The organism is Frateuria sp. GZRR33 (assembly GCF_051900425.1).
In the GTDB taxonomy this organism is placed as follows: domain Bacteria; phylum Pseudomonadota; class Gammaproteobacteria; order Xanthomonadales; family Rhodanobacteraceae; genus Frateuria_A.
In genome coordinates, this window is record NZ_JBHZGK010000013.1 from 24,063 (window position 1) to 46,847 (window position 22,785).

Annotated in this window: 29 protein-coding genes; 17 read left to right on the top strand and 12 right to left on the bottom strand. The window is 69.1% G+C overall.

What is annotated here, in order from left to right:
- Positions 1 to 3: 3 nt before the first annotated feature.
- The 3 genes from ACFWZU_RS14475 to ACFWZU_RS14485 form a co-directional block, all read right to left on the bottom strand.
- Positions 4 to 1,557: a POT-type proton-dependent oligopeptide transporter gene (locus ACFWZU_RS14475; RefSeq protein WP_439702232.1), complete on the bottom strand. Its 1,554-nt coding sequence runs from the start codon at positions 1,555 to 1,557 to the stop codon at positions 4 to 6.
- A gap of 114 nt (positions 1,558 to 1,671) precedes the next feature.
- A complete protein-coding gene (locus ACFWZU_RS14480) occupies positions 1,672 to 2,127 on the bottom strand; it encodes a hypothetical protein (protein ID WP_439702233.1) in 456 nt (151 codons plus the stop codon).
- Between the two features lie 102 nt (positions 2,128 to 2,229).
- Positions 2,230 to 2,853: a TMEM175 family protein gene (locus ACFWZU_RS14485; RefSeq protein ID WP_439702234.1), complete on the bottom strand. Its 624-nt coding sequence runs from the start codon at positions 2,851 to 2,853 to the stop codon at positions 2,230 to 2,232.
- A 184-nt stretch (positions 2,854 to 3,037) separates the two neighbouring features.
- On the opposite strand from ACFWZU_RS14485, the gene ACFWZU_RS14490 reads away from it, so the two are divergent.
- The 5 genes from ACFWZU_RS14490 (at position 3,038) to ACFWZU_RS14510 (ending at position 6,235) form a co-directional block, all read left to right on the top strand.
- Positions 3,038 to 3,460 (top strand): DUF937 domain-containing protein, encoded by a 423-nt coding sequence (locus ACFWZU_RS14490; RefSeq protein WP_439702235.1) that lies wholly within the window; start codon positions 3,038 to 3,040, stop codon positions 3,458 to 3,460.
- Between the two features lie 24 nt (positions 3,461 to 3,484).
- The gene (locus ACFWZU_RS14495) at positions 3,485 to 3,904 is read left to right on the top strand and encodes a DUF3597 domain-containing protein (RefSeq protein ID WP_439702237.1); all 420 of its coding nucleotides are present in this window, start codon (positions 3,485 to 3,487) and stop codon (positions 3,902 to 3,904) included.
- A 464-nt stretch (positions 3,905 to 4,368) separates the two neighbouring features.
- Entirely contained in the window at positions 4,369 to 5,073 is a 705-nt protein-coding gene (locus ACFWZU_RS14500) for a hypothetical protein (RefSeq protein WP_439702239.1), read from the top strand.
- Positions 5,070 to 5,519: a phage holin family protein gene (locus tag ACFWZU_RS14505; protein ID WP_439702240.1), complete on the top strand. Its 450-nt coding sequence runs from the start codon at positions 5,070 to 5,072 to the stop codon at positions 5,517 to 5,519. Before ACFWZU_RS14500 ends, ACFWZU_RS14505 begins: the two co-directional genes overlap by 4 nt.
- The gene (locus tag ACFWZU_RS14510; RefSeq protein WP_439702241.1) at positions 5,516 to 6,235 is read left to right on the top strand and encodes a DUF3618 domain-containing protein; all 720 of its coding nucleotides are present in this window, start codon (positions 5,516 to 5,518) and stop codon (positions 6,233 to 6,235) included. Before ACFWZU_RS14505 ends, ACFWZU_RS14510 begins: the two co-directional genes overlap by 4 nt.
- Positions 6,236 to 6,368: 133 nt before the next feature.
- On the opposite strand, the gene ACFWZU_RS14515 is transcribed toward ACFWZU_RS14510, so the two are convergent.
- From ACFWZU_RS14515 to ACFWZU_RS14530, 4 genes are all read right to left on the bottom strand, one after another.
- Entirely contained in the window at positions 6,369 to 7,529 is a 1,161-nt protein-coding gene (locus ACFWZU_RS14515) for a glycoside hydrolase family 18 protein (RefSeq protein WP_439702242.1), read from the bottom strand.
- Positions 7,530 to 7,591: 62 nt separating this feature from the next.
- Positions 7,592 to 8,044, bottom strand: a complete 453-nt coding sequence (locus ACFWZU_RS14520; protein WP_439702244.1) for a YybH family protein — start codon at positions 8,042 to 8,044, stop codon at positions 7,592 to 7,594.
- Positions 8,045 to 8,077: 33 nt separating this feature from the next.
- Positions 8,078 to 8,938 (bottom strand): SAM-dependent methyltransferase, encoded by an 861-nt coding sequence (locus ACFWZU_RS14525; protein WP_439702245.1) that lies wholly within the window; start codon positions 8,936 to 8,938, stop codon positions 8,078 to 8,080.
- Positions 8,939 to 8,999: 61 nt separating this feature from the next.
- Positions 9,000 to 9,509, bottom strand: a complete 510-nt coding sequence (locus ACFWZU_RS14530) for a DUF2938 domain-containing protein (protein WP_439702246.1) — start codon at positions 9,507 to 9,509, stop codon at positions 9,000 to 9,002.
- 96 nt (positions 9,510 to 9,605) lie between these two features.
- On the opposite strand from ACFWZU_RS14530, the gene ACFWZU_RS14535 reads away from it, so the two are divergent.
- Both ACFWZU_RS14535 and ACFWZU_RS14540 read left to right on the top strand, forming a co-directional pair.
- A complete protein-coding gene (locus tag ACFWZU_RS14535; protein ID WP_439702247.1) occupies positions 9,606 to 10,052 on the top strand; it encodes a helix-turn-helix domain-containing protein in 447 nt (148 codons plus the stop codon).
- A 91-nt stretch (positions 10,053 to 10,143) separates the two neighbouring features.
- Positions 10,144 to 10,698 (top strand): hypothetical protein, encoded by a 555-nt coding sequence (locus ACFWZU_RS14540; RefSeq protein ID WP_439702248.1) that lies wholly within the window; start codon positions 10,144 to 10,146, stop codon positions 10,696 to 10,698.
- A 94-nt stretch (positions 10,699 to 10,792) separates the two neighbouring features.
- On the opposite strand, the gene ACFWZU_RS14545 is transcribed toward ACFWZU_RS14540, so the two are convergent.
- Positions 10,793 to 12,241, bottom strand: a complete 1,449-nt coding sequence (locus ACFWZU_RS14545) for a phospholipase D-like domain-containing protein (protein WP_439702249.1) — start codon at positions 12,239 to 12,241, stop codon at positions 10,793 to 10,795.
- A 98-nt stretch (positions 12,242 to 12,339) separates the two neighbouring features.
- Here ACFWZU_RS14545 and ACFWZU_RS14550 point away from each other — a divergent pair, with 98 nt between their 5' ends.
- The 3 genes from ACFWZU_RS14550 to ACFWZU_RS14560 all read left to right on the top strand — a co-directional run bounded on the left by ACFWZU_RS14550 (position 12,340) and on the right by ACFWZU_RS14560 (position 13,869).
- A complete protein-coding gene (locus ACFWZU_RS14550) occupies positions 12,340 to 12,804 on the top strand; it encodes an NUDIX hydrolase (RefSeq protein WP_439702250.1) in 465 nt (154 codons plus the stop codon).
- A gap of 90 nt (positions 12,805 to 12,894) precedes the next feature.
- Positions 12,895 to 13,410 (top strand): hypothetical protein, encoded by a 516-nt coding sequence (locus ACFWZU_RS14555; protein ID WP_439702251.1) that lies wholly within the window; start codon positions 12,895 to 12,897, stop codon positions 13,408 to 13,410.
- A gap of 9 nt (positions 13,411 to 13,419) precedes the next feature.
- Positions 13,420 to 13,869: a DUF421 domain-containing protein gene (locus ACFWZU_RS14560; RefSeq protein ID WP_439702252.1), complete on the top strand. Its 450-nt coding sequence runs from the start codon at positions 13,420 to 13,422 to the stop codon at positions 13,867 to 13,869.
- Positions 13,870 to 13,907: 38 nt separating this feature from the next.
- On the opposite strand, the gene ACFWZU_RS14565 is transcribed toward ACFWZU_RS14560, so the two are convergent.
- The 3 genes from ACFWZU_RS14565 to ACFWZU_RS14575 form a co-directional block, all read right to left on the bottom strand.
- Complete coding sequence (locus tag ACFWZU_RS14565; RefSeq protein WP_439702253.1) at positions 13,908 to 14,354, bottom strand: BON domain-containing protein; 447 nt, start codon at positions 14,352 to 14,354, stop codon at positions 13,908 to 13,910.
- A gap of 70 nt (positions 14,355 to 14,424) precedes the next feature.
- Positions 14,425 to 14,847: a hypothetical protein gene (locus ACFWZU_RS14570; RefSeq protein ID WP_439702254.1), complete on the bottom strand. Its 423-nt coding sequence runs from the start codon at positions 14,845 to 14,847 to the stop codon at positions 14,425 to 14,427.
- A gap of 32 nt (positions 14,848 to 14,879) precedes the next feature.
- On the bottom strand, positions 14,880 to 15,491 hold the full coding sequence (locus ACFWZU_RS14575) for an HD domain-containing protein (protein ID WP_439702255.1): 612 nt from the start codon (positions 15,489 to 15,491) through the stop codon (positions 14,880 to 14,882).
- Positions 15,492 to 15,843: 352 nt separating this feature from the next.
- Between ACFWZU_RS14575 and ACFWZU_RS14580 the strand changes: the two genes are divergently transcribed.
- Positions 15,844 to 17,364: a serine hydrolase domain-containing protein gene (locus ACFWZU_RS14580; protein ID WP_439702256.1), complete on the top strand. Its 1,521-nt coding sequence runs from the start codon at positions 15,844 to 15,846 to the stop codon at positions 17,362 to 17,364.
- Between the two features lie 95 nt (positions 17,365 to 17,459).
- Here the strand turns inward: ACFWZU_RS14580 and ACFWZU_RS14585 are convergent, their stop codons facing one another.
- Positions 17,460 to 17,855, bottom strand: a complete 396-nt coding sequence (locus ACFWZU_RS14585; RefSeq protein ID WP_439702257.1) for a DOPA 4,5-dioxygenase family protein — start codon at positions 17,853 to 17,855, stop codon at positions 17,460 to 17,462.
- A gap of 405 nt (positions 17,856 to 18,260) precedes the next feature.
- Between ACFWZU_RS14585 and ACFWZU_RS14590 the strand changes: the two genes are divergently transcribed.
- The 6 genes from ACFWZU_RS14590 (at position 18,261) to ACFWZU_RS14615 (ending at position 22,675) form a co-directional block, all read left to right on the top strand.
- Positions 18,261 to 19,208 carry a LysR family transcriptional regulator gene (locus ACFWZU_RS14590; protein ID WP_439702258.1) on the top strand — a complete coding sequence of 316 codons (948 nt, stop codon included), beginning with the start codon at positions 18,261 to 18,263 and terminating at the stop codon, positions 19,206 to 19,208.
- Positions 19,209 to 19,376: 168 nt separating this feature from the next.
- Positions 19,377 to 19,661: a hypothetical protein gene (locus tag ACFWZU_RS14595; protein ID WP_325165452.1), complete on the top strand. Its 285-nt coding sequence runs from the start codon at positions 19,377 to 19,379 to the stop codon at positions 19,659 to 19,661.
- 110 nt (positions 19,662 to 19,771) lie between these two features.
- Positions 19,772 to 20,251, top strand: a complete 480-nt coding sequence (locus tag ACFWZU_RS14600) for a VOC family protein (protein ID WP_439702259.1) — start codon at positions 19,772 to 19,774, stop codon at positions 20,249 to 20,251.
- Positions 20,252 to 20,509: 258 nt separating this feature from the next.
- Complete coding sequence (locus tag ACFWZU_RS14605) at positions 20,510 to 20,719, top strand: cold-shock protein (protein ID WP_209614505.1); 210 nt, start codon at positions 20,510 to 20,512, stop codon at positions 20,717 to 20,719.
- A gap of 241 nt (positions 20,720 to 20,960) precedes the next feature.
- Complete coding sequence (gene dbpA / locus ACFWZU_RS14610) at positions 20,961 to 22,340, top strand: ATP-dependent RNA helicase DbpA (RefSeq protein WP_439702260.1); 1,380 nt, start codon at positions 20,961 to 20,963, stop codon at positions 22,338 to 22,340.
- A 152-nt stretch (positions 22,341 to 22,492) separates the two neighbouring features.
- A complete protein-coding gene (locus ACFWZU_RS14615; RefSeq protein WP_439702261.1) occupies positions 22,493 to 22,675 on the top strand; it encodes a hypothetical protein in 183 nt (60 codons plus the stop codon).
- The last annotated feature ends 110 nt before the right edge of the window (positions 22,676 to 22,785 follow it).

Here is a 22,785-nt window from a genome sequence, read left to right on the forward strand (position 1 = left end):
CGGTCAGCCCACCCGGTAGTAGTCCCGCTCCCGATAGCTGCGCGCGTACAGGCCGAACGCCAGCGCCGCCAGCAGCGCGAACGCGGCGAAAAAGAACATCTGGAACGCCACCGTGCTCATCCCGGTGCGCGCGATCGAATCGGTCACCGCGTCATTGCGCACGGCCGCGTTCGCCAGCAGCACCCAAAGGTTGCCGATGGTGGTGGTGAGGTTCCAGAAACTCATCACCACACCCTTCATCGACGCCGGCGCCTGGCTGTAGGCAAACTCCAGCCCGGTCGCGGAAACCAGCACTTCGCCGAAGGTGAGCAAGGCATACGGCAGCACCTGCCACACGATCGACAGTGCATCGCCGCCGTCGATCGCCAGCTGCAATCCGCCCACCACGATCCACGCCAGTCCGCTGAAGGCGATGCCCGCGGTCATCCGGCGCAGTGCGGTCGGCGCATATCCCCATCGGCGCAGCAGGGGGTAGAGCACCAGGTTGTTGAACGGGATCAGCAGCATCACCAGCATCGGGTTCAGCGCCTGCATCTGCGCCGGGTGGAACCAGTCGGGCATGCTCATGCGCCCGCCCTGCACCACCCAGGTCGACGCCTTCTGGTCGAACAGCGAGAAGAACGGCGTGGTCAGCGCGAAGATCACCAGCACGCGCAGCACGTTGCGCGCGCCATCCACCGCCGGGTCCGGGTGTGCGCCGCGGGCGCGGTCCATCTGCATCCAGGCACCGCCACCGACCCCGGCGATCGCCGCGACCAGCGCGATGCAGGCGACAATGACGAAGCCCAGGCCCGGGATCAACGCAAGGGAAGCCAGCGCCGCGGCCACGCCGGCGCCCGCCACCCACAAGCCAGGCCGCGCCTGCCCCGGCTGCCGGCTGAGCAGCGCCGTGCGCACGACCTGCGAGAACGCGTCCGGCTCCGGCGGCGCGGGCGGCACCATCACGTACTGGCGGCGTCCCAGCCAGAACACCACCGTGGCGACGAACATCAGCGCGCCGGGAATGCCGAACGCTACTGCCGCGCCGAACTGCCGCAGGAAGATCGGCATCAGCAACGAAGCGAAGAACGAGCCGAAGTTGATGATCCAGTAGAACGCGTCGAACACCACCTTGGCCAGGTGCTTGTTCGACTGGTCGAACTGGTCGCCCACGAACGACGCCACCAGCGGCTTGATACCCCCGGCACCCAGCGCGATCAGGCCCAGCCCGACGAAGAAGCCCACGCGGTGGTCCTCGAACATCGCCAGGCAGGCGTGGCCCAGGCAATAGACCAGGCTCATCCACAGCACCGTGTGGTACTTGCCGAAGAAGCGGTCGGCGATCCAGCCGCCCAGCAACGGGAAGAAATACACGCCGATGACGAAGCTGTGGAACACGTCCTTGGCTGCGAGCGTGCGCTCGGCCTCCGGCATGTAGGCCAGCAGGCTGCTGATCAGGAACGGCGTGAGGATGTTGCGCATCCCGTAGAAGGAGAAGCGCTCGCAACCCTCGTTGCCGATGATGTAGCCGATCTGCCGCGGCAGGCGGCCGCTCGGGTCGTGGGGGGTGGTGCTCATCCGGACTCCCGTGGATCGGGAGGGCCACCGCCGGCGCCTCCCCAGCGCCCGACTGTAGCAAGAAGCCCCGGCGGCCCGGGCGCCGCCTGCCGGCGCCCGGGACACTGGCGCGGATTACTTGCCCGGCGCCATCACGGCCTTGAGCTTGTCGTTGTCCAGGTACCTGGCGAAGCCGGCAAAACCGGCTGTCACGTGCGGGTCGGACATCAGGCCACGCATCGCCACCTGGCCCAGCGTGCCGAAACTGGTTTCGATCGCCTGCGGGCCTTCGTACTGCACGGCGTCGTGGGTCTGCTTGCCGCAGCTGTCGGTCATCAGCCGCACCATCAGCTCGGCCATGCCGCGGTCGGCCTTGTCGCGCTCGGCGGCGCTGACCTGGGAGATGTCGCTGACCGCCGGATGCAGCGCGGCCACCAGGAAGATCCAGCGCACGAGCTGGATGCGGTCCTGCTCGGACGTGTGCGCCACGAGGCAGCGCCCGAGGTCGTCCGTGTAGATGCCCGCGTGGCCGGCCTGGCTGGCCATCAGGCCCACGCTGAGGGCAAGCGCCTTGACGAAATGACGGTTCATTGGTTCCCCTGTGGCTCGGCGGCCAGCGTGGTTGACGGCGCGGCCATCGCGCCGTTCATCTCCAGCGGCCGCGATTATGCGGCAAGCGGGCGCGGCCTTCGGCTAGGTGCCTTCGTCGTTACCGACGACGCCCTCGATCCGCCGGTCGGGCACCAGCCACATCACGGCCACCGCCGTATACAGCGCCTGCGCGATCCAGGCTGCCCAGAGGGTGGAAACGATGCCCAGCGCATACAGCACCGGGGAAAGCTTGCCCTTCCAGTCGCTGCCGATCGCACGCAGCAGCACCGAACCGGCGCCCTGCACGCGGATGAGCGCCCGCTGCAGGAGCCAGTACGCGATCGCCGCCATCAGCAGCACCACGCCGTAGGCGGCCGTGGGCGCGGCGGCGAAGTGGTTCTCGCCCATCCAGGCGGTGGCGAAGGGAAGCAGCGACAGCCAGAACAGCAGGTGCAGGTTCGCCCACAGCGCGCCGCCGGACACGCGCCCGGAGACCGCCAGCATGTGGTGATGGTTGTTCCAGTAGATGCCCACGTACACGAAGCTCAGCACATAGCTCAGCAGCACCGGCAGCAGCGGCGCCAGCGCCGCGGGCGAGCTGCCGTGCGGCACCTTCAGCTCCAGCACCATGATCGTGATGATGATCGCGATCACGCCATCGCTGAAGGCTTCCAGGCGGCCCTTGCCCATGCCGGGCCGGCGACCCGGGTGTCTGCTGGCGTCCATCCGATCCCCTCGCCTCTGGCCGGCCGCCACGAGCGGCGCCGGATGCTGGCGGACTCTATCAAGAAGGACCTAGCGGCATGGTGCGCATCTGACGCGACCCTCACGGCCCTTTCAGCCCCCCACGCGGGACGCTCGTTCGCCCACGTCGGCCCGTCGGCGTCCATCACTGCGAGGAGGCGCCGCCATGTCGCTCATCGATCTTGTCATGCAACACGTCGGCACCCCGGCGCTGGAGAAAATCGCCGCGCGCCTCGACCTTTCGCCGGCGATGGTGGAACGTGCTGCGCAGGCGCTGCTGCCGGCCCTGGCTGGCGGGCTGATGAAGCATGCGCAGGCCGGCTCCCTGCCTGCCGCGCCGCCGGCCGGGACACCACCCGGCAGCGACGAGGCACAGGCACACGGCAATGACGTGCTGGGCGCGGTCCTCGGTTCCAGGGAGGCGAGCCGGTCGCTGGCGCAGGAAGCCAGCACGCAGACCGGCATCAATGTCGACACGCTCAAGAAGCTGCTTCCCCAGTTCGCCAGTCTTGCCGCGAAGGCCACCTCGAACGCGCATGCGCAGGGAGGCATCGGTGGCCTCGCTTCCCGGCTCGGCGGCCTGCTCTGACCCCACCCGACTGAAGGAGATCCCGTGAGCATCTTCGGCACCATCCTCAACAAGATCTTCCACCACGCCTCGGCGCCGGCCCCCGCTCCCGCGCCGACAGCCGCGCCGACGACAGGCCACGCAGCGGCGCCAGCGCCAGCCCCCACTCCCACTCCCTCGCCTACCCCGGCGTCCACGCCCCAGCAGCCGGTGGACGTGGAAGCCGTGCTGACGAAGATGGCGGCGTCCAAGGGCAACGCGGGCAACTGGCGGCAATCCATTGTCGACCTGCTCAAGCTGCTGGACATGGACTCCAGCCTTGCCGCGCGCAAGGAACTGGCCAACGAGCTCAACGTACACGTGGGCGCCGACGGCAGTGCGGAGGAGAACATCGCCCTCCACAAGGCCGTGATGAAGAAGCTCGCCGAAAACGGCGGCAAGGTGCCGGACAGCCTCAAGCACTGACCGCCCCGCCGAAGCGGTTCGCCGTGCGGGCCGCTTCGTGCGCATCAAGGACCGACGCTTACGCCCGCTTCAGTTTCCCGTTGGGCCCGATGGCCGGCGCGGCGGGTGGCATGCCACGCCACCGCTGCGCGGAACCTCGCCACCACGCGACCTCCGGTCATACCAGCCAGGCGCCTGTCTGCCTGTCCTGCGCCTGCTCCGTCCCTGCGTCTGCTTGCGCCCCCCCGTGACGCGGGATGAAGCGCATTTAGACGGGCCTGTCATCGCGACTGCTTCATCCTGTTCGAGTCATGCAAATGACGGGATAGACGGCCAAACAGGTGACGGCACCAGCCTCGCCACCGGCCACAGGCGGCGGAGGCCGCCTCAGACCAACCCATGGACACCACCGACACCCGTTGCGCGGCAGGGACGCAGGGAGGTTCCGCGCTCGGGCGCCGCCGGTCCATACCGAGGAGGCGCAGATGAACACACCCCAGGACAGCAACCGCCCGTCTGCCCGCGGGCAGGCCACGGGCCCTGGCGTCGGCGATGGCGCCGAAGACATGGCCGAGAAAGTACGCACCGAGGGCCAGGAGCAGGTGCAGCACTACCGCAACGCCGCCGCCGACAAGGTCGACACGCTGGCCGACAGCGTCAGGGCGGCCGCGGCGCAGATGCGCGACGACGACGTCGCCCATCTGTCGCAGCACGTCTCGGACATGGCCGGCAGTCTCGGCCGCATGGCTGACGGACTGCGTGAGAAGAGCGCCGACGAGATCCTGCACGACGTCCGCCGGATCGCACGCGAGAACCCCACGCTGTTCATCGCCGGCAGCATCGCGATCGGCTTCGGGCTGACCCGCTTCGCGCGCGCCTCGGCCAGCAGCGCCACGGACCGCGAGCGGCGTTCTTTCCCGGCCACCAGCGAACGCACGGGCACCACCCGCTGGACCGATGCCGACGCGGCCGTCCCCGGCACCACCGCGCGCCCGGCGACCGGCAACGACACGATCGACACCACCGCGCCGGGCGGCCTGACCGGCGCCATCCCCGCGGTGCCCGGTCCGTCCGCTACCACGGCTGACGCCATCTCGGCCCGTGCCGGCGGGGCCGCAAGCGACGACATCGACGGCGGGCAAGACAGCCTGTCATCCACCGACACATTGCGCGGGAGGAACCAGCCATGAGCACGTCTTTCGAACAACCGCAAAACTTCGAGAACCGGCCGGCGCTGCGCGCGGTCCCCTCGCGCGAGGACGACAACTCGATCGGCGGCCTGCTCAAGCAGCTCGCGCGCGAGATCCCGGCGCTGTTTACCAAGGAACTGGCGCTGGCCAAGGCCGAGATGCGCGAGAACCTGCGCGCGACCAAGGCGGGCGTGGCGGCGGTGGCGACCGGCGGCGCCGTGATGCTGGCCGGACTGGTCATCCTGCTGATGGCCGGCGTGTACGGACTGAGCACCGTGCTGGCGCCGTGGCTGTCCGCACTGATCGTCGGCGCGGCGGCCCTCGTCGTGGGCTGGGTCATGGTCACGGCCGGCAAGAAGCAGTTCGAGCCCGGCGCGCTCAAGCCCGATCACACCATCCACTCGTTGCAGAAGGATGCCGATGCCATCCGTGGGAGGACGCCATGAGCACCGCAGAACGGATCGACGCCGAATCGCACAAGGACCCAGCGCGCCTGGAGCGCGAGATCGACCAGCAGCGCGCGGACATCAACCACATCGTCGATGCGCTGGAGAACAAGCTCTCGCCCGGCCAGCTGTTCGACCGGATGGTGCACTTCGGCAAGGGCACCGGCAGCGAGTTCGCGCAGAACATCGGCAATGCGGTGAAGGCCAATCCGGTGCCCGCGCTGCTGACCACCGTCGGGCTGGTGTGGCTGTATGCCAGCCGCAACGAGCCGGCACCGCTGCGCAGCCCCTATGCGGGCACCGGCACCGACGACGGGACCGGCATCATGGACCGCGCGCGGGAGATGGGCAGCGACGTGTCCGACACGGTGTCTAGCACGTGGAACCAGGCCAGGTCGCGCGTGGCCGACACCACCGCGCGGATGGCCGACACGGCCCATGGCGCGCGCGACACGCTGATGCACCAGAAGGACCGCGCCGTGCAGGGCTACAACACCCTGCTGCACGAAAACCCGCTGGCGCTCGGTGCCATCGGCGTCGCCATCGGCGCGCTGCTCGGTGCGGCGCTGCCCACCACCGAGCCGGAGAACCGGCTGATGGGCGAGGCCAGCGATCATCTTGCCGACAAGGCGAAGGAAGCCGTGCAGACCGGCGCCGACAAGGCGCGCGACGTCATGCACGACATGGGCGAACCGAAGGACAACGTGCGGCACTGAGCGTGACGGGCGGAGCCGCTGCACCCGGCTCCGCCCGGGCCCTCACCCGCCTGTCGGTTCGCCCTCTCGCAGGGAAAGGCACTGGTGCCCGGGACCTGAGGCAGGTACTCGCCTTTCGCCCTGCGCGGCGTGCTCAGCGCGAACGAGGTCGAGCCGAAGCGCCGCGCGCATGGTCCTTCCCCGACGGCGCCTCCTGCAGCCCCCGCCAGATCGCGTCGACCAGTTGCCCGTCCGGATCGTGCTTCTGCTCCCAGTACATCAACCCGCCAAGCCCATGGGACTTGACGTATGCGGTCTTCGCGGCGATCGACTGCGGATCGTCATACGTGATGAACACATGCCGGCTCCGGTTCCACAGCCAGGGCGCCATGGCCTGTGCGTCCCAGTGGCGCGCGAAACCGTCCTGGCCGATGTATGACCGCGCCAGTTCCGGCCAGGGGTGTTCGCCCTGGTAATGGCCATAGGGCTGGTACAGCCCTTCGTGGTCGCCACCCACGTCGGCGAACTCGCGTCCGTAGAAGGCGACGCCGGGCAGCAGTTTGCGGGGCGGCACGCCGGCAGCGAGGAACTGGCGCACCGCACCGTCGGCCGTGCGTGCGCCAGCCGGCGCCAGGCGCGAGCGGTACAGCCCCGCGTGGTGCCCGGTCGTCGGCGTCATCCGGTTGACGAAGTCGTAGGTCATCAGGTTGAACCAATCGACCAGGGGCGCGACCGCGGCGATGTCGATGCCGTCGACAAACGGCCCGTCCGCGACCGCGATGCTGAGGGCGTAATGCCGCCCCTTGCCCGCCTGCCGGTCGAGCGCCTGGCGCAGCGCTTTCAGCAACAGGGTGAAGTGGGCGCGGTCGTCGGGACGGGACGCGATGCCCGAGTCCCCATGGCCGGGGTATTCCCAGTCCACGTCCAGCCCGTCGGCTCCCTGCGCAGCAACCAGGGCCGCCGCGCTCCGGGCGAACGCCTGCCGGCCTTCAGCCGTCGCGGCCGCCTCGGAGAAGCCGCCTGCGCCCCAACCGCCTACGGCGATGGTCACCTTGAGCGAAGGCTTGATGCGCTTGAGCGCAAGCAACCGGCGCAGGCGCTCGGCCGCGTCGCCATCGAGCACCACGCGTCCTTGTTCGACGTGGGCGAAGGCGAAGATCAGCGTATCGATGCGCTCGAGCGTGCGCGCCTGCGTGGCGTTCCAGTCGGTGGCATAGCCGACCACGCGGTAGCGGGCTGCCTGTGCCGCGCCGGCGAGCATGGCCAGCGCGCAGGTCAAAACGATGAGGGCGAACCCCGATAAGCGCAGGCGCATGGGTACCGATCTCCGGGGGGACGTGGAAGTTCCTGACGAGTTCGTGAGCCGACGTGAAAGATCTAGCTGGAATGGTCCAGGATGATCTTCCAGCCCGCGGCCGTCTTCTGCCACAGGAGCGAATAGACGCCGTCGTCCTGCGCCACCTCGCCATGTTCGTTGCGGTCGAGATGGAAGCGCCCGGTGACCACGGCGTAACGCACCTCGCCCTGTGCACAGGGCAGCAGCCGCACGTCCACATCCGAGAAGGTCAACCGGCCCATCTGGGCCTCGTTCGCGTAGTGCTTGCGGTAGCTCGCCAGGATCGCCTGGTAACCCTTGCGCACCGTGCTGCCCACGAACGTGGTGTCGGGCGCGTCCTTGTAGCCATGCATGAACGTGTCCACGTCACCGTGGTTCCACGCGGCCTGCTGGTCGGCCAGCACCTGGCGAATGGCCGCGGCATCGTCGGTGGCGGCCATCGCGGGTGAGGTGACGACCAACGAGAGGAGGACTACCCAGCGTGACAGTTTCATCGCGTGCTCCGTGGTGGCGAAGATCCTCGCAGCTTAATCGTTGCGGGGCCCCGCGGCCTGGAAGACCGCCACCCGGTCCGCCCTCAGCGGTTCGTCCGTGCACAGCCAGGTTTCACCCGCGACGAGGCGTGTGCAGGGGCCGAAGGTACACACCTTGATCGGGCGTCGCGTGCCTTCGTCACGCAGCGCATCCAGCACCGTGCGAAGCACCGATCCCACGAACGGGGTATAGAGGAAGAACACCGTGCCGCCGGACAGGTCCGCATCGCGCGCGTCCTGCCCGCGGAACTCGACGTCGTGAAGCCCCAGCGCACGCGCTGTGCGCCGCGCCACCTGGACATGCGACGGCTGCCACTCCACGCCTACGGCACGGGCACCGGTGCAGATCGAGGCCAGCATCGGCACGTGCCCTAGCCCCGAACCCAGGTCGACCAGGACGTCGCGCGGACCGAGGCGGCTGCGCGCGAGCATGTCCAGCGCGTGGCGCGCGGGCGTCGGCTGGTAGAACACCATCTCCGGTTCCAGCGGGCGCGATGCGGCGCCCGGGTCCGCCAACCGCAGGATGCCCGCCAGCAGTTCGTCGAGTGCGTCGTAGTGCTCGCCCTCGATCGGGCCCCGGCTTTCCTGTTGCCAGCGCCGGAAGAGCGCGGGGCCATGCCCGCCGCGAATGGCCGCACGCAGGCGCCGGCCGAGCGTGGCATCGGCCCGCTCCAGTCGTGCGCGCAGCGCCTGCGCGCGGTCGGCGACGCCACCTGCGTCAGCCCACGAGAGAACGGGCGAGAGGCTGTCGAGCCAGTCCAGGGCTTCGGCGCGCGAGCGCCAGCGATCCGCGGCCTCGAGCGTGCCATCGCGGGCCAGGGCATCGAGCCTGTCATGGAGGCGGTTGGCAATCATGGCCCCAGCATGGCAGCGGACGCGATGCGCCGCGAGGCCGGGCGCGCCCCGGAAACCCTGTCTAGCCGGCCAAGCGAAGAAGCACCACCCAGGCCTCGCCCGCCAGGTACAGGCCCAGCCCGAACACCAGATGGGTCACCAGGCTGCGCCGCCGGGCCACGCCGGGGCGCGGCGTGCGCGACGCGCCGATACCCGCACCGAGCGCCGGCTGCAGCACCAGGAAGGGCGCCAGCACGCTGACCAGCCCCACCGCCAGCGCGGGACCGGGCGTCGGTGCGTGCGCCCACTCGACGCCGGCCACCGCGAGCAGCATGGCGGCGATGCCGATCCCGATCGCGTAGTGCGCCGCCCAGCCGATCGCGCGCTCGCCCGCCACGCGCGGTGCAGCCTTGATCGCTTCATGGCGCAGGCGTCCGCGGACCAGATGGCCGAGCCAGCGACCGACCATCGCATAGTCGAGCACCGGCACGCCGAAGAGGCGCTTCTGGCCCAGCCACCAGGCGTCCATGACGAGGGTGGCGCCGATGCCGACGACGCCGGCGTGGAAAAGGAAGTGCGCAAGTTCAGCCATGGCCGGGCCCCGGCAGGTGCTGTTGCGTCGTCATCTGGCTTGTCTCCCGATCGCGATTGGGAGAGCCTACGAACTCAAGTCCGCTTGAGGTCAAGCATGAAACTGCTCGATATCGCGGAGGTCGCCCGGCGCACCGGCCTGCCGCCTTCCACGTTGCGCTTCTACGAGGAGAAGGGGCTGATCGCCTCGGTCGGCCGGCACGGCCTGCGGCGCCTGTTCGGGCCCGACGTGCTGGAACGGCTGGCGCTGGTCACGCTGGGGCGTAGCGCCGGCTTCGCGCTGGACGACCTGGCCGGACTCTTCGAATCCGGCGACAAGCCGCGCATCGACCGCCAGCAGCTCGCGGCACGGGCCGACGAGCTGGACCGGACCATCCGGCAGCTCGCCGCGGTGCGCGAGGGCCTTCGCCACGCGGCGACCTGCCCCGCACCGAGCCATCTCGAATGCCCCAGGTTCCAGCGCCTGTTGCGCGTCGCCACGGCCAACCAGGTGCGTCGCCCGTCCAAGGCGCCGCCCCGCCGCAAGGCGCCACCGCGTCAGTGACGCGCGCTTGATCGGCCGGTAACACGCGCGGGCACAGGATGCCGCCGGGAAAACCGGGCTGGCCGAGCTGTCCACCTGCGGGAGGCCCCTCATGCCTGCCTCGATCGCTCCACTTGTTCTTGCCGCGACCCTGTTCGCCATACCCATGGCGCAGGCCGACAACCCCAAACAACCGTCCGATGCCCAGCTCATCGCCAGTGCCATGCGCGCGGCGCCCGCCGGTGTCGGTCGCCACGCCACCGTCATGGCGATGCAGCCGGACGGCACCATGCGCACGCTGCGCCAGGGCAGCAACGGCTTCACCTGTATCCCCGACGCGCCGGCCACGCCCGGGCCGGACCCGATGTGCGCGGACAAGGCGGCCATGGGCTGGGTGCACGCGTGGCTGACCCACGCCACGCCGCCGGCCGGCAAGGTCGGCCTGATGTACATGCTCGAAGGCGGCACCGACGCCAGCAACACCGATCCCTACGCGAGCAAGCCGCAGGGCAAGCACTGGATCAAGACCGGCCCGCACGTGATGGTGGTCGGCGCCGACCCGGCCTTCTACGACCAGTACCCGAAAGCGGTGGATCCCGATACGGACGCGCCCTACGTGATGTGGGCCGACACGCCCTACCGGCACCTGATGGCACCGATCCGTTGACGCGCGAGCCCGTAGGGTGGGCTTCAGCCCACCGTGGGAGTACGGGCAAGGACGGAAGGTGGGCTGAAGCCCACCCTACGGGCTGCGGGCACGGTTACAACTGGGAGGCGAATTCGGCCCAGAAGCGGTCGGTGACCTGCTGCGTCCACGGCCGCTGCTGCAGCTGGGCGATCGTCACCGGCTCGGACACCGCAAGGTCGCGATCGAACACGTCCGCCATCTTGCGCGCGAACGCGCCGTCGTAGATCGCGATGTTGGCTTCGTCGTTGAGGTGGAACGAGCGGCTGTCGAAATTGGCCGAGCCGGCAAGGGTCAGGTAATCGTCCACCACCATCAGCTTGTTGTGGAACAGCGACGGCGCGTAGCGCGCGATCTGCGCACCCGCTGCAAGGAAGTCGGCCCAGTAGGTGCGCGAGGCATCGCCGACCATGTGGCCATCGACATGGTCGCCCTCGACGATGATGCGCACGCGCACCCCGCGTGCCAGCGCATGGAGCAGCGCCTGCCGGACCGCCGCGTCCGGCACGAAGTAGGACGCCTCCAGGTCGATCGAGCGCCGTGACCCGGCAATCGCCAGCAGGAACATCCGCTGCGAGTTGTACTCGCCCACGCGGTCCGTGCTGGCGATCACCTGCACCGGCAGCGAGCCCGGCGCCGCGGAAGGTGACGCCTCAGGCGGCGGCAGGCGCTGGCCGCCGGTGGCCAGCCAGTGTTCCTCGAACACGCCGCGCATCCGCGCCACGGCCGGGCCCTGCAGGCGGAACATCATGTCGCGCTTCTGCCGGCCGTTGCTGGCATTGCCCAGCCAGGCGTCGTCGATGCCCATGCCGCCGGTCCAGGCCACGCGGTCGTCGACCACCATCAGCTTGCGGTGGGTGCGCTTGTTGAGGCTCGCCAGCTGGTCCAGCCGGATCGGACGATAGAAATGGAAATCGACGCCCGCGGCGCGCAGCCGCTCGGCATCGGCGACGTTGCCGCGCGAACCCATCCAGTCGATGACCACGCGCACCTTCACGCCCGCGCGTGCACGCTCGGACAGCGCCGCGACGAACACGTCCGCGATGTGTCCCCGACGCAGGATGTAGCTCTCCAGCTCGATGCTTTTCCGCGCCGAGCGGATGTCGGCCAGCATGGCCGGGAAGTAGGCATCGCCGTTCTGCAGGTCCACCGCCGCATTGCCCTGCGTGACGGGACTACCGAGCAGGGCTTCCGCCCGCTGCCGGAACGCCGGACTGTCGACCGGCGCCACGTGCGCCGGTGCCTGCGCCAGCCCCGGCCCCTCGGGCAGCACGTTGGCCGCGGTCAGGCCCGCCAGACCGACCGAGCCGGCAGCGACCAGCAACAGGCCGACCCTGCGCCAGGTCCTGCGCAGATGCGCGCCGACCCGCCGCACGCCCCATCGGCCGAAGGCGTTGCCGGTCGGGCCGAGTGCGCCGGGGATGGGGTGGCCGGGACCATGGCACGTGTGCGCGTTGCGCACGTCGGTTGTTGCACGCGCGGATGACCGGCTGGCGGCCGACGGCGCGCGGGGGAATGACTGCATGCGTATTTTCTGGTCAAACTGTCACCGAATCATGGGGTTGTACCGATGAACCCCAAGCAAGCACGGCCATTGCACACCCGCCCGCCGCGGAGAGAGACATGCACGGCATTCCCACGCGCTGCACGCTCGTTTCGGTGATCCCCATCCGGGGCGGTGGCGACAACGCACGCACCCTGCTCCTGCATCGCGCAGAGGCCCACCTGCACGGGCTGTGGACCTACGCCGCCGGACACCTGGAGGCAGGCGAGAAAGCGTGGCAGGCCGCCGTGCGCGAGCTGGCCGAAGAGACCGGCCTGCGTCCGACGGCGCTCTATTCGGCCGACCAGTGCGAGACCTATTACGACGCGCGCGAGGAATGCATCGCGGTCGTGCCCGCGTTCGTCGCCTACGTGGAAGCCGACGCCATCGTGCGTCTCGACGACGAGCATGACGACCACGTCTGGCTGCCCTTCCCCGAGGCCATCGCGCGCCTTCCGTTCGGCGGCCAGCGCACGCTCTACGCGCACGTCCACCGGGAGTTCGTCCTGCGCCCGCCAGCGCCGGCGTTGCGGATGCCGCTCTAGTTGCCAGCGGGCGCCTGGGCGCCGGCACCACAGGCCGTTCACGCCCAGCAGGCAGCACGCGTCGTATCACGGGCCTGTCGAAATGAAGGCATGCCCCTGGTGCAAGCGAGAGACGACGGCCTCCAGATCGAAGTGGATCGCCCCCACTCGCGGCGCGAGTGGCGCATCGAGCGCGTCGGTTGGGCGGTGATGGCGATCCTGCTCGCCGCCGGACTGCTCGGACTGTTCGGTTACGGCCCGCTGAGCCAGACCATTGCCGGCGAGCCGGGCAAGCTCACGGTGACCTACGACCGCCTGCAGCGCGCCAGCGCCCCGAGCGAATACCACTTCACGGTCGCGCCCTCGCTGGCGCGCGACGGCATGTTCCGGCTGCGCTTCGACAACGTGCTGCTCGAAGAGGTGGAGATCCAGTCGATCATCCCCGCGCCGGAACACGCGCGCTCGGGGCCGGGCTATACCGAATACGAGTTCGCCATGGCACCCGCCGAAGGGCCATCCGCGCGCATCCAGTTCCAGTTTCAGCAGGCCACCTTCGGCCACGTGCGCGGCAACGTCAGTGCCGACGGCGCCGCTCCCCTGGTCATCGACCAGTTCATCCTTCCCTGAGGGCGGCCCATGGAATCGGTCATTCGCGGCGTCATCGTCTACACCTTCCTGTTCCTGATCTTCCGCATCGCCGGCAAGCGCACGCTCGCGCAGACCTCTCCGTTCGAGCTGATCCTGCTGCTGATCATCTCGGAGACCACCCAGCAGGCCATGGTCGATAGCGATCATTCGATCACCAACGCCTTCCTGCTGATCATGACGCTGGTCGGCCTGAGCATCGTCCTGTCCGTCATCAAGCATCATTCCCGGACCGCCAGCCGCTGGCTTGAAGGCCTGCCTGTGCTGGTGCTTCGCGATGGCGCATGGGACAAGGAGGCGGGCGACAGGACGCGCGTGGACCCGTCGGAAGTGGTCGCCGCGGCGCGCTCCAAGCAGGGATTGGAGCGGCTGGACGAGGTGAAGCATGCCGCGATCGAAAACGACGGCACGATCTCGGTGGTGCCGCGCAAGGGGCACTGAGCCCGCGGCGTGCTGCGCACCGGGCGACAGCGGGTAGCTCAGTGCCTGCTTTCGCTGGACGGCGCCGAGGGCGCCGCGTCCATCCGGTTGTCGACCCGCTCCACGCCCAGCATGTCCGATACCGCGGCCACCAGTGCGTCCACTTCGGAAAGCCGCGCCGAGCCGCTGAGCGTCACCAGGCCGTCCGCCACATGGACCTCGACCCTGCCCGGCTGCGCCACCAGGTGTCCCAGCTTCGAGCGGATGCGGTCGTGTAGTTGCCGGTCGCCCGAGGGCGCGTGCTGGTGCAGATGGGCCGATGCGCGGTGCAGTCGATCGGCCGCGTGCCTGGCCTTGTCCTGGGCGAACTCCTGGATGTCCTGGCCCGCGGCACGCACCGTGTCGCGCGCCGTGGCCCGGCGGCGGCGCCCCGCCACCGGGTCGAGCAGATACATCGCCGCCGCGCCCGCCGCAAACGCGGCGGCAAGTTTCAGTAGCTGTGCCACGACTGCCTCCTGGGCTTGCCGATCCGAGGCGGTCGATGCTGCGCGAGGCCGTGGCAACGGCACGCGAAAATCAGCTCCCGCCTGCGCCCGCCGGCGTGTCCGCACCGAACGGCCCGCGCAGGAGCAGTGCGCCGTAGACCAGCGTCAGCGCCGCGAACAGCACGGTGAGCAACAGCAGCAGCGGCGACGCGCCACCGGCCATCGCCGGGTGGCCCAGGCTGGACGCGCTGACCAGGTAGAGCATGAAGTTGGCAAGCACGGTCGGACGTCCGTAGATACCGCCGACGATCATCCGGCGCTGGTTCCAGTTGAGCCAGGCCATGGCCAGCCAGCCCGCCGAGATCAACTGGCCGAGTACCGTCCCGCTGGCCGGCGTCCCGGGCATCAGCCGCGGAAGCAGTTCGTCGGAAGCGAACAGAAGGGCGATGCCGCCGAGCGCCAGGACGACGGCACTGACGGTCGTGATGAAGGAAGAGGTGCGTGCAGCGTTCATTCCATGGACTCCACTTCGCTGTTGATGGGTAATCAGGCTCGCAGCCGATCGATGGCATGGGCCAGGTTGGCCCTCGCCTGCCCTTCCCGCAGCGCGAAAGGCAGGTTGGCGTAGATCCGGGGGCGCGCCAGGAACTGCGCCAGCAGGCGCGACCTGCCCGCACGATAGAGCGGGCCCGGCACGTGCCGGTATTCGCGCCGGATGGCCTTTTCGAAGGTGTCGTACACGGCCGGCTCGGCGCCGAGGATCGACAGGTCGATGTCGACCAGGAACGACTCGTCGTTGGTGCGCGTGGGTGCCTCGTGCCGCGTGACCATGATCAGCGCGACCACCCGCGCGACGACCTGGTCCGGCGCACCGCAGCGGGTAAGAAAGTCCTGTGCCCAGTCGGCGCTCTTGCGTTCGTTCTTCGACGACAGCGGGTTGTAGACCGCGTCGTGGAACCACAGCGCCAGTTCGACCTCGTGCGGCTGGTCGAGCGCCGACGCACACGCATCCAGATGACGCAGGCAGGCGTCGATGTGCGCGCCGGTGTGGTAATGCCGGTGGGTCTGTCCATAGGCGGCCACCAGCTCGCGCCATGTCTCCTCGCTCGGCGGCAGATCCCAGGCATGCATCAGGGCGAGCCAGCGCGCGCGGGACATGTCCCCGCGAACCGGCGCTTCTTCTTTTCCGCGAGCGTCGGACAGGTCCGCGCTTTCGATCTCCCGATTCATCGGCGCCCCTCTATGCGCGTAGAGAGCCAGAAGCCCGGTCCGCTCGCCCGATGGCGAAGTCGAAAGCCCGGCGCGCCTAGCTTAGGCAGAAGCCGGCCCGGCCGCCTATCCGCCTATCCGCCAATGCGCGGCAGGGTGGCAAGCCAGGGCGGCCCGGCCGCGCCGGTGCCGGCAGCCAGGCCACGCACGTAGTTTCGGAAACTGCCATGGCGCGTCGGACGCAACCGGTCCGGGGCAGGACGTCTCCCTGACCGGCACCAGTCGCTCGCAGGCCGATGCCATGAAACCACTCATGCCCTTCCTCGCCGCCATCGCCATGGCGCTCGCCCAGCCGGCATGCGCCGACAGTTCCGAGCCCGACTTCAGCGCGCTCGCCAAGCTCGTGGCGAACGCCAATGCGGCGATCGACCACCCGACCGGCATGGCGATCGCGGTGGTGCACGATGGCAAGGTCGTCTACCAGGGCTACTTCGGCCTGGCCGACATCGCGCGCGGCGCGCCCGTCACCGCGCGCACCGACTTCTACATCGCCTCGGCCACCAAGCCGTTCACCGCCCTGGACGTGTTGCTGAAAGTGCAGCAGGGAAACGCGGATCCGGCGATGCCCATGGAGGCGATGTTTCCGGGACTGCATTTCGCCGGCATCGACGCCGGCGACGTCACCCTGCGCGACCTGCTCGTCCACACCTCGGGCATCGACAACGAACCGCTGGTATGGGCCACCGCCTTCAGCGGCCTGCACGATCCCGGGACGCTGCGCGCGCTCGTGGCGCGGTCGGGCAACGACGCCGACGCCGCGCACGGCACGTTCAAATACACGAACGTGGGCTACAACATCGCCAGCGTCTGGCTGGATGCGCGCTTCAAGCGCCCCTGGCAGGAACAGCTGCAGCACGACCTCTTCGATCCGCTGGGCATGCGGCAGACCTCCGCCTACATCAGCCAGGCCCGGGCACGCGGTTGGCCGATGGCCTTGCCCTATTCACTGGCGTCGACCGATCCGCAGGCGCCGCTGTACCTCACCAAGTCCGACGACACCATGCAGGCAGCCGGCGGCATGGTGTCCACCGCGCCGGACCTGGCGCGGTTCCTGATCGCGCAACTGCAGCCGCCCGCCAGAAGCCGTCCCCTGCTGGCCCGTGCCATCGCGCGCTCGCACGAAACCCAGGCAAGCCTCCAGGCCCACTACCTCGACTTCGTGCGCACCGGTTATGCATGGGGCTGGTACACCGGCCAGTACAAGGGCCACCGCATGCTCCACCACTTCGGCGGCTTTGCCGGGTTCCACGCGCACCTGTCGCTCATGCCGGACCAAGACGCCGGCCTGGTGGTCCTGTGCAACGAAGACATGCTCTGCCCGCGCGTGACCAGCCTGGTCGCCGATTACGTGTACGGCGCGCTGCTCGGACAGACCGGCAACGAAGCGACGGTCGAAGAACGTTTCGCTGCGCTGCCAGGCTTAGCCGCCGAATTGCGTCGGCAAGTACGCAGGCAGCGTGCCGCGATCCTTGCCCGTCTGTGGCACCTCACGCTGCCGCGCGAGGCTTATGCCGGCACCTACGCGAACCCCCTGCTCGGCACGATGCGGATCGACGTCGATCACCACGGCACGCTGGCCGTCCACTGGGGCTGCCTGCACGCCATCGCCACGGGCTATACCAGGGACGACCAGGTCCGCGTGGAGCTGGTGCCCAACAGTGGCAACGTGCTGGCCTTCAAGGTCGACCGTGGCAAGGTGGTCGCGGTCCGGCTCGAGGACATGGTTTTCGCAAGACAGGTCGACACCGCGACCCCACGCTGATCAGCGAACCCTGCGCACGATCGCGTCCGATGCCGCGCTCGCCGCTGCGTCCACTTGCGCGATGCGGCGCTGATGGTCACGCCGCCGCTGGCGGGCTAGACATCCGACAAGCCAAAACGCGCGACGCCCCTGTTGCGACCGGGCGGATCGAGCGTGCCCAGGTCAAGTGCCAACGGCGTGCCGATCCATTCGGCCAGTCGCGTGTGATCGGCGAAGTCGTCGTTGGTAAGCGGATGGATCAGTGCGGTGAAACCGGACGCCCGGATGATCTCGCGCACCACCGTCAGCCCGTCCGCAGTGAAGTGGATCTCGAACTGCGGCAAGGGATGCGGCCCGGCCTGGCCATCCCGCAGGCGGCCGACGAAGCGCAACGGCGCAAGTTTGCCAGCAGCCATCCGGTCGCTCAGTACGCAACGCATGGTCTCGGCGAGCGCGCGGCTGGCCGCGTCGTAATAGATGTGCGCGTGGTACGGCGCGTGTGCCTTGCCCATGGGCTGCGTCCTCCAGGAAAACCTCGTCGATGCGACGGGGCGTATCTGCGGCGTATCGGCCCGGGCCTGCCTTGTATCCGTATCGGCACGGATCGACCTCATGCCATCGCTCCGGCCGGCCGACCGGGCGGCTGGATTGGCTGCCGGACGTTACCCACCGGCCGCTCGCGCGGTATCGCCGGGGTCGCAGGCATCGGTGCGTTCCGGGCAGGGCGGGCCTTGCCGCCGCCGGGCTTTTCGCCGCGCGGGGGAAGCGCGATCCAGTCGATGCTGGGGATGTCCAGATGAAGGCTCGGCATGGCGACGCTCCGTGCTGCGGAAGGGGTGCGCGGCATGTTGAGGCCACACCACGGCGCGATAAACGTGCCAGACTTTGCTTGATAACCAACCCCACGGTTTTGAATCATGAACAAGCTGGCTGGCATGGAAATGTTCGTGCGTGTGGTGGACTGCGGCAGCTTCGCGGCCGCAGCCGAAGCCAGTGGCGTCTCCGCGACCATGGTCGCCAAGCACGTCGCGGCGATCGAGCAACGGCTGGGCGCCCGCCTGCTCCACCGCACCACCCGCAAACAGCAGCTTTCCGACGTGGGGCGGCTCTACTACGAGCGCTGCAAACAGGCGCTGGCCGAAGTCGCACTGGCCGAAGCGAGCGCGCTGGAACTGCAGGCCGCGCCGCGCGGACGGCTGCGGCTGGTGGCGCCGGTGGGTTTCGGCAGCCACATGGTCCCGGCGCTGGCCGAATACATGGCATGCCATCCGGAGGTCAGCGTCGAACTCACGCTGGACAATCGGCCGCCGAACCTGGCCGACGGGGGTTTCGAGCTTGGCATCCTGGTCGGGGACCCTACCGAACCGGGCGTAGTGGCGCGGCCATTGCGCCCCTATCGGCGCATCCTGGCCGCCTCGCCCGATTACCTGGCGCGCCGCGGCCATCCCGTGCAGCCGGCCGATTTGGCACACCACGAATGCCTTGGGCTGTCCTACTGGCGGCGCTCCGACGTCTGGCCACTGGTCGGGCCCGATGGCGTCACCTGTGCCGTCACCGTGCATGGCCGCTTCACCGCCAACCAGGGCAACGCCCTGCGCATCGCCGCGCTCGGCGGCATCGGCATCGCGTTGCAGCCGGAGCCGCTGCTTGCCGACGACCTCGCCTCCGGGCGGTTGCAGCAGGTGCTGCCTGACTGGTCGCTTGCGCCATCGCCGATGCATCTGATCTACGCACAAGACCGCCACCCCACAGCCAAGCTCCGTAGCGCGATCGACTTCCTGCTCGCGCGCTACGGCCAGCACCCGGCGGCCGGCCCAGCGAACGCCGGCATGACGCTCGCGGCGGCCCCTCCAGCCGGCCCGTGATATCGCAAGAACCTGCTTGCTGAACTGCCCGCAACGGCGGTCCTAAACGGAGCCTGTCATTCGGTGGCGGTTGTCCATAATCAGCCGCTTGGGGACGGGGTTTTGACAGGTGCTGGACTGGCCTGCAGGACTAATGACGCACTGGTTGGACAGCTTACGGGACATACCATGCTCGATAGCGCGGAACATCTCGGCCAGGCCCTGGGCGACTGGTCGGGCCACCCCAACAAGGCCTATGTGGGAAAGATCGATCGCGTGCTGGCCTCCCCCACGCAGGCGTGGACGCCGGAGTACTACATCGACCACTACCTGCAGTCGCACAACCGGCCGGTCACCCACTGGAACCGCAACGTCGTGTCGGCCGCGCTCGGCAAGTTCAAGGGACGGGCGCCGTTCAAGCGGTGGGAGCTGGACGAGTTCCTCGACGCCACCTGGCGCTTCGCGCCGGACTGATGCCGGCCCCCTCCAGGGAACACGCGCGGGCGATTGGCATGCACGAGGCGACTGTCGATCTGCCTGCCGTTCGTTCGTCGGTGGAATGAAGCCCCCGCCTGGAGAACGAAATGACCCACAAGAACACCCTCTGCCTCTGGTATGACGGCACCGCGCTGGACGCCGCGCAGTTCTACGCCGCGACCTTTCCCGACAGCGCCGTGGGGGCCGTCCACCGGGCGCCGGGCGACTATCCCGCCGGCAGGCAGGGGGACGTGCTGATGGTGGAATTCACCGTCATGGGCATCCCCTGCCTGGGCTTGAACGGTGGGCCGGGGTGTCCCCACACCGAGGCGTTTTCCTTCCAGGTGGCGACCGACGACCAGGCCGAAACCGACCGCCTCTGGAACGCGATCATCGACAACGGCGGCAGCCCGAGCGCCTGCGGCTGGTGCAGGGACAAGTGGGGCCTGTCCTGGCAGATCACCCCCCGCGCCCTGACCGCCGCGGTCACCGATCCGGATCCGGCCGCGGCCAAGCGCGCGTTCGACGTCATGATGGGGATGGGAAAGATCGATATCGCGGCCATCGAGGCCGCGCGCCGCGGCTGACCGGGAGGGCCTGTGGGCGCGGCCCGGCCCCCCTGCGATGGGCGAAACGCGCCGCGGCCGGTAACCGTGCGTTCACGAAAGCATTTGCTTCGCAGGCCGACAGTCACTACTGTGCGCAGGCTGGGTTTCAAGGGTCACGCGAACTGTGGCCCGATGCTGTAGAGAGCAGTTCCACTACACCGTTGCACTCGTTCCTCCTTGTGACCAGCAGCCCGCCGCGCCAAGCGGCACATCCATCCGCTCCAGGGAGATACAACGATGTCGCAACCAGAAACCGGTACCGTCAAGTGGTTCAACGATGCCAAGGGCTTCGGCTTCATCAGCCGCGCCAGCGGCGATGACGTGTTCGTGCACTTCCGCTCGATCGTGTCCTCGGGCTTCAAGAGCCTGCAGGAAGGCCAGAAGGTGTCCTTCGTCGTGACGCAGGGCCCGAAGGGCCTGCAGGCCGACCAGGTCCAGCCGCTCTAAGCGCCTGCACCCCGTTCGACCCAAGCCCGGCCCCGTGCCGGGCTTTTTCTTTGGCTTGCGTCCACCCGACGCCGCACCCGCGCCCAGCCTCCCACCCCATCTCGCGCCATGTAGGAGCGCACCCTGTGCGCGACCGACGGAGCGGAGGACCGCGGTCGCGCACAGAGTGCGCTCCGACGGGAAAGCCACCGGTTTCCCCGCGGCGCCCTACAGGCCCGCAGGTTTGATGCGATCATGCCCAATGACTGACTTCACCACGCTCCCCCTCAAGCCCGCCCTGCTCGCCAGCCTGGAAACACACGGCTACGCCGCCATGACGCCGGTGCAGGCGCAGAGCCTGCCGCCGATCCTTGCCGGCCGCGACGTGATCGCCCAGGCACGTACCGGCAGCGGCAAGACCGCCGCCTTCGGGCTGGGCCTGCTGCAGGCGCTGGACGTCGACACCATCCGGCTGCAGGTGCTGGTGCTGTGCCCCACACGCGAACTGGCCGACCAGGTGAGCAAGGCGATACGCCGGCTCGCCGCCAGCCTGCCCAACGTCAAGCTCCTGACCCTGTGCGGCGGCATGCCGCTGGGCCCGCAGCTGGCCTCGCTCACGCACGATCCGCACATCGTGGTGGGCACGCCCGGGCGCGTGCAGGAACACCTCAAGCGCGGCAGCCTGCACGGCGGCGGCATCAAGGTACTTGTCCTGGACGAGGCCGACCGCATGCTCGACATGGGCTTTGGCGAGGCCATCGATGACATCGTCCGGCGCATCGCCAGGCACCATCAGACCCTGCTGTTCTCGGCCACTTACCCCGAGGCCATCCGCGCCGCCAGCCGCCGCCTGCAAAAAGACCCGGTGGAGGTCACCGTGGAAACGCCGGCCGAGGCCACGCCGGCCATCGAGCAGCAGTTCATCGAGGTGGAGCCGGCGCAGAAGATCGACGCGCTGGCCCAGCTGCTGGCCCGCGACCGCGACCAGCACGCGCTGGTGTTCTGCAACATGCGCCGCGACGTGGACACGGTGGCGCAGGAGCTGGATCGCCGCGGGTTCTCGGCCCTCGCCCTGCACGGCGACATGGAGCAGCGCGACCGCGACGAGGTGCTGGTGCGCTTCGCCAACCGCAGTTGCAGCGTGCTGGTAGCCACCGACGTCGCCGCGCGCGGCCTGGACATTGCCGCGCTGCCGCTGGTGGTCAGCCATGACATCGCGCACGACCCGGATACCCACACCCACCGCATCGGGCGCACTGGCCGCGCCGGGCAGTCGGGCGTGGCGATCACGCTGTGCACGCCGCGCGAGCGGCCCAAGGCCCAGAACATCGAAGAAGCCCTGGGCGAACCACTGCCCTGGCGGGCCTTCAAGCTGGCCCCGCCACGCGGCAAGACGCTGCACCTGGCGCCGATGAAGACGCTGGTGATCGACGCCGGCCGCCAGGACAAGCTGCGACCCGGCGACATCCTCGGCGCGCTCACCGGCGAGGCCGGCCTCAAGGCCGAGGACATCGGCAAGATCGACGTCTACGCCACGCGCGCCTATGTCGCGATCACCCGCGCACTGGCGAACAACGCGCTCGAGCGCCTGCGCACCGGACGCATCAAGGGGCGCAACTTCCGGGTGAGGCCGCTCGGCTGAGGTGCCACCCGGTCCACGGCCGAGTCGGCTTGCTTGCTGAAGGAACGCAAAGACGCTTGACCGTCTCCTCACCGCAACATAAGGCGGGTGGTCGGATGGTGGGCACGGCACGGCGACCACCGTGCCATTCCCACCTCCCCCGGAGATCCAAGATGGCCAACAGCGACAACACCCGTGGCGGCTCGCACGAGCAGCACGTCAAGGCAGGCGAGCAGAGCCACAAGAACGACGACAAGTCCAAGTCGGCCGGCAGCTCGTCCGGCAATCACGGCAGCCAGGGCGGAAGCCACGAGCAACACGTCAAGGCCGGCCAGCAGAGCCACAAGAACGACTGACCGCCTCCGCACGGATGGCATGAGGGGCGCTTCGGCGCCCCTCGGCGCGTGGATGGGCCAGCTTGCCTGGTGCACGATCGCCACGCCGGCCAGCGCCGGGCGGCTTCCGA

What these genes read in the sequence shown, in the direction of transcription:
- ACFWZU_RS14475 (WP_439702232.1), bottom strand. Translation starts at nt 1,557, where the DNA reads ATGAGCACCACCCCCCACGACCCGAGCGGCCGCCTGCCGCGGCAGATC.
- ACFWZU_RS14480 (WP_439702233.1), bottom strand. Translation starts at nt 2,127, where the DNA reads ATGAACCGTCATTTCGTCAAGGCGCTTGCCCTCAGCGTGGGCCTGATG.
- ACFWZU_RS14485 (WP_439702234.1), bottom strand. Translation starts at nt 2,853, where the DNA reads ATGGACGCCAGCAGACACCCGGGTCGCCGGCCCGGCATGGGCAAGGGC.
- ACFWZU_RS14490 (WP_439702235.1), top strand. Translation starts at nt 3,038, where the DNA reads ATGTCGCTCATCGATCTTGTCATGCAACACGTCGGCACCCCGGCGCTG.
- ACFWZU_RS14500 (WP_439702239.1), top strand. Translation starts at nt 4,369, where the DNA reads ATGAACACACCCCAGGACAGCAACCGCCCGTCTGCCCGCGGGCAGGCC.
- ACFWZU_RS14505 (WP_439702240.1), top strand. Translation starts at nt 5,070, where the DNA reads ATGAGCACGTCTTTCGAACAACCGCAAAACTTCGAGAACCGGCCGGCG.
- ACFWZU_RS14510 (WP_439702241.1), top strand. Translation starts at nt 5,516, where the DNA reads ATGAGCACCGCAGAACGGATCGACGCCGAATCGCACAAGGACCCAGCG.
- ACFWZU_RS14515 (WP_439702242.1), bottom strand. Translation starts at nt 7,529, where the DNA reads ATGCGCCTGCGCTTATCGGGGTTCGCCCTCATCGTTTTGACCTGCGCG.
- ACFWZU_RS14520 (WP_439702244.1), bottom strand. Translation starts at nt 8,044, where the DNA reads ATGAAACTGTCACGCTGGGTAGTCCTCCTCTCGTTGGTCGTCACCTCA.
- ACFWZU_RS14525 (WP_439702245.1), bottom strand. Translation starts at nt 8,938, where the DNA reads ATGATTGCCAACCGCCTCCATGACAGGCTCGATGCCCTGGCCCGCGAT.
- ACFWZU_RS14530 (WP_439702246.1), bottom strand. Translation starts at nt 9,509, where the DNA reads ATGGCTGAACTTGCGCACTTCCTTTTCCACGCCGGCGTCGTCGGCATC.
- ACFWZU_RS14535 (WP_439702247.1), top strand. Translation starts at nt 9,606, where the DNA reads ATGAAACTGCTCGATATCGCGGAGGTCGCCCGGCGCACCGGCCTGCCG.
- ACFWZU_RS14540 (WP_439702248.1), top strand. Translation starts at nt 10,144, where the DNA reads ATGCCTGCCTCGATCGCTCCACTTGTTCTTGCCGCGACCCTGTTCGCC.
- ACFWZU_RS14545 (WP_439702249.1), bottom strand. Translation starts at nt 12,241, where the DNA reads ATGCAGTCATTCCCCCGCGCGCCGTCGGCCGCCAGCCGGTCATCCGCG.
- ACFWZU_RS14550 (WP_439702250.1), top strand. Translation starts at nt 12,340, where the DNA reads ATGCACGGCATTCCCACGCGCTGCACGCTCGTTTCGGTGATCCCCATC.
- ACFWZU_RS14555 (WP_439702251.1), top strand. Translation starts at nt 12,895, where the DNA reads ATGCCCCTGGTGCAAGCGAGAGACGACGGCCTCCAGATCGAAGTGGAT.
- ACFWZU_RS14560 (WP_439702252.1), top strand. Translation starts at nt 13,420, where the DNA reads ATGGAATCGGTCATTCGCGGCGTCATCGTCTACACCTTCCTGTTCCTG.
- ACFWZU_RS14570 (WP_439702254.1), bottom strand. Translation starts at nt 14,847, where the DNA reads ATGAACGCTGCACGCACCTCTTCCTTCATCACGACCGTCAGTGCCGTC.
- ACFWZU_RS14575 (WP_439702255.1), bottom strand. Translation starts at nt 15,491, where the DNA reads ATGTCCCGCGCGCGCTGGCTCGCCCTGATGCATGCCTGGGATCTGCCG.
- ACFWZU_RS14580 (WP_439702256.1), top strand. Translation starts at nt 15,844, where the DNA reads ATGAAACCACTCATGCCCTTCCTCGCCGCCATCGCCATGGCGCTCGCC.
- ACFWZU_RS14585 (WP_439702257.1), bottom strand. Translation starts at nt 17,855, where the DNA reads ATGGGCAAGGCACACGCGCCGTACCACGCGCACATCTATTACGACGCG.
- ACFWZU_RS14590 (WP_439702258.1), top strand. Translation starts at nt 18,261, where the DNA reads ATGAACAAGCTGGCTGGCATGGAAATGTTCGTGCGTGTGGTGGACTGC.
- ACFWZU_RS14595 (WP_325165452.1), top strand. Translation starts at nt 19,377, where the DNA reads ATGCTCGATAGCGCGGAACATCTCGGCCAGGCCCTGGGCGACTGGTCG.
- ACFWZU_RS14600 (WP_439702259.1), top strand. Translation starts at nt 19,772, where the DNA reads ATGACCCACAAGAACACCCTCTGCCTCTGGTATGACGGCACCGCGCTG.
- ACFWZU_RS14605 (WP_209614505.1), top strand. Translation starts at nt 20,510, where the DNA reads ATGTCGCAACCAGAAACCGGTACCGTCAAGTGGTTCAACGATGCCAAG.
- dbpA (WP_439702260.1), top strand. Translation starts at nt 20,961, where the DNA reads ATGACTGACTTCACCACGCTCCCCCTCAAGCCCGCCCTGCTCGCCAGC.
- ACFWZU_RS14615 (WP_439702261.1), top strand. Translation starts at nt 22,493, where the DNA reads ATGGCCAACAGCGACAACACCCGTGGCGGCTCGCACGAGCAGCACGTC.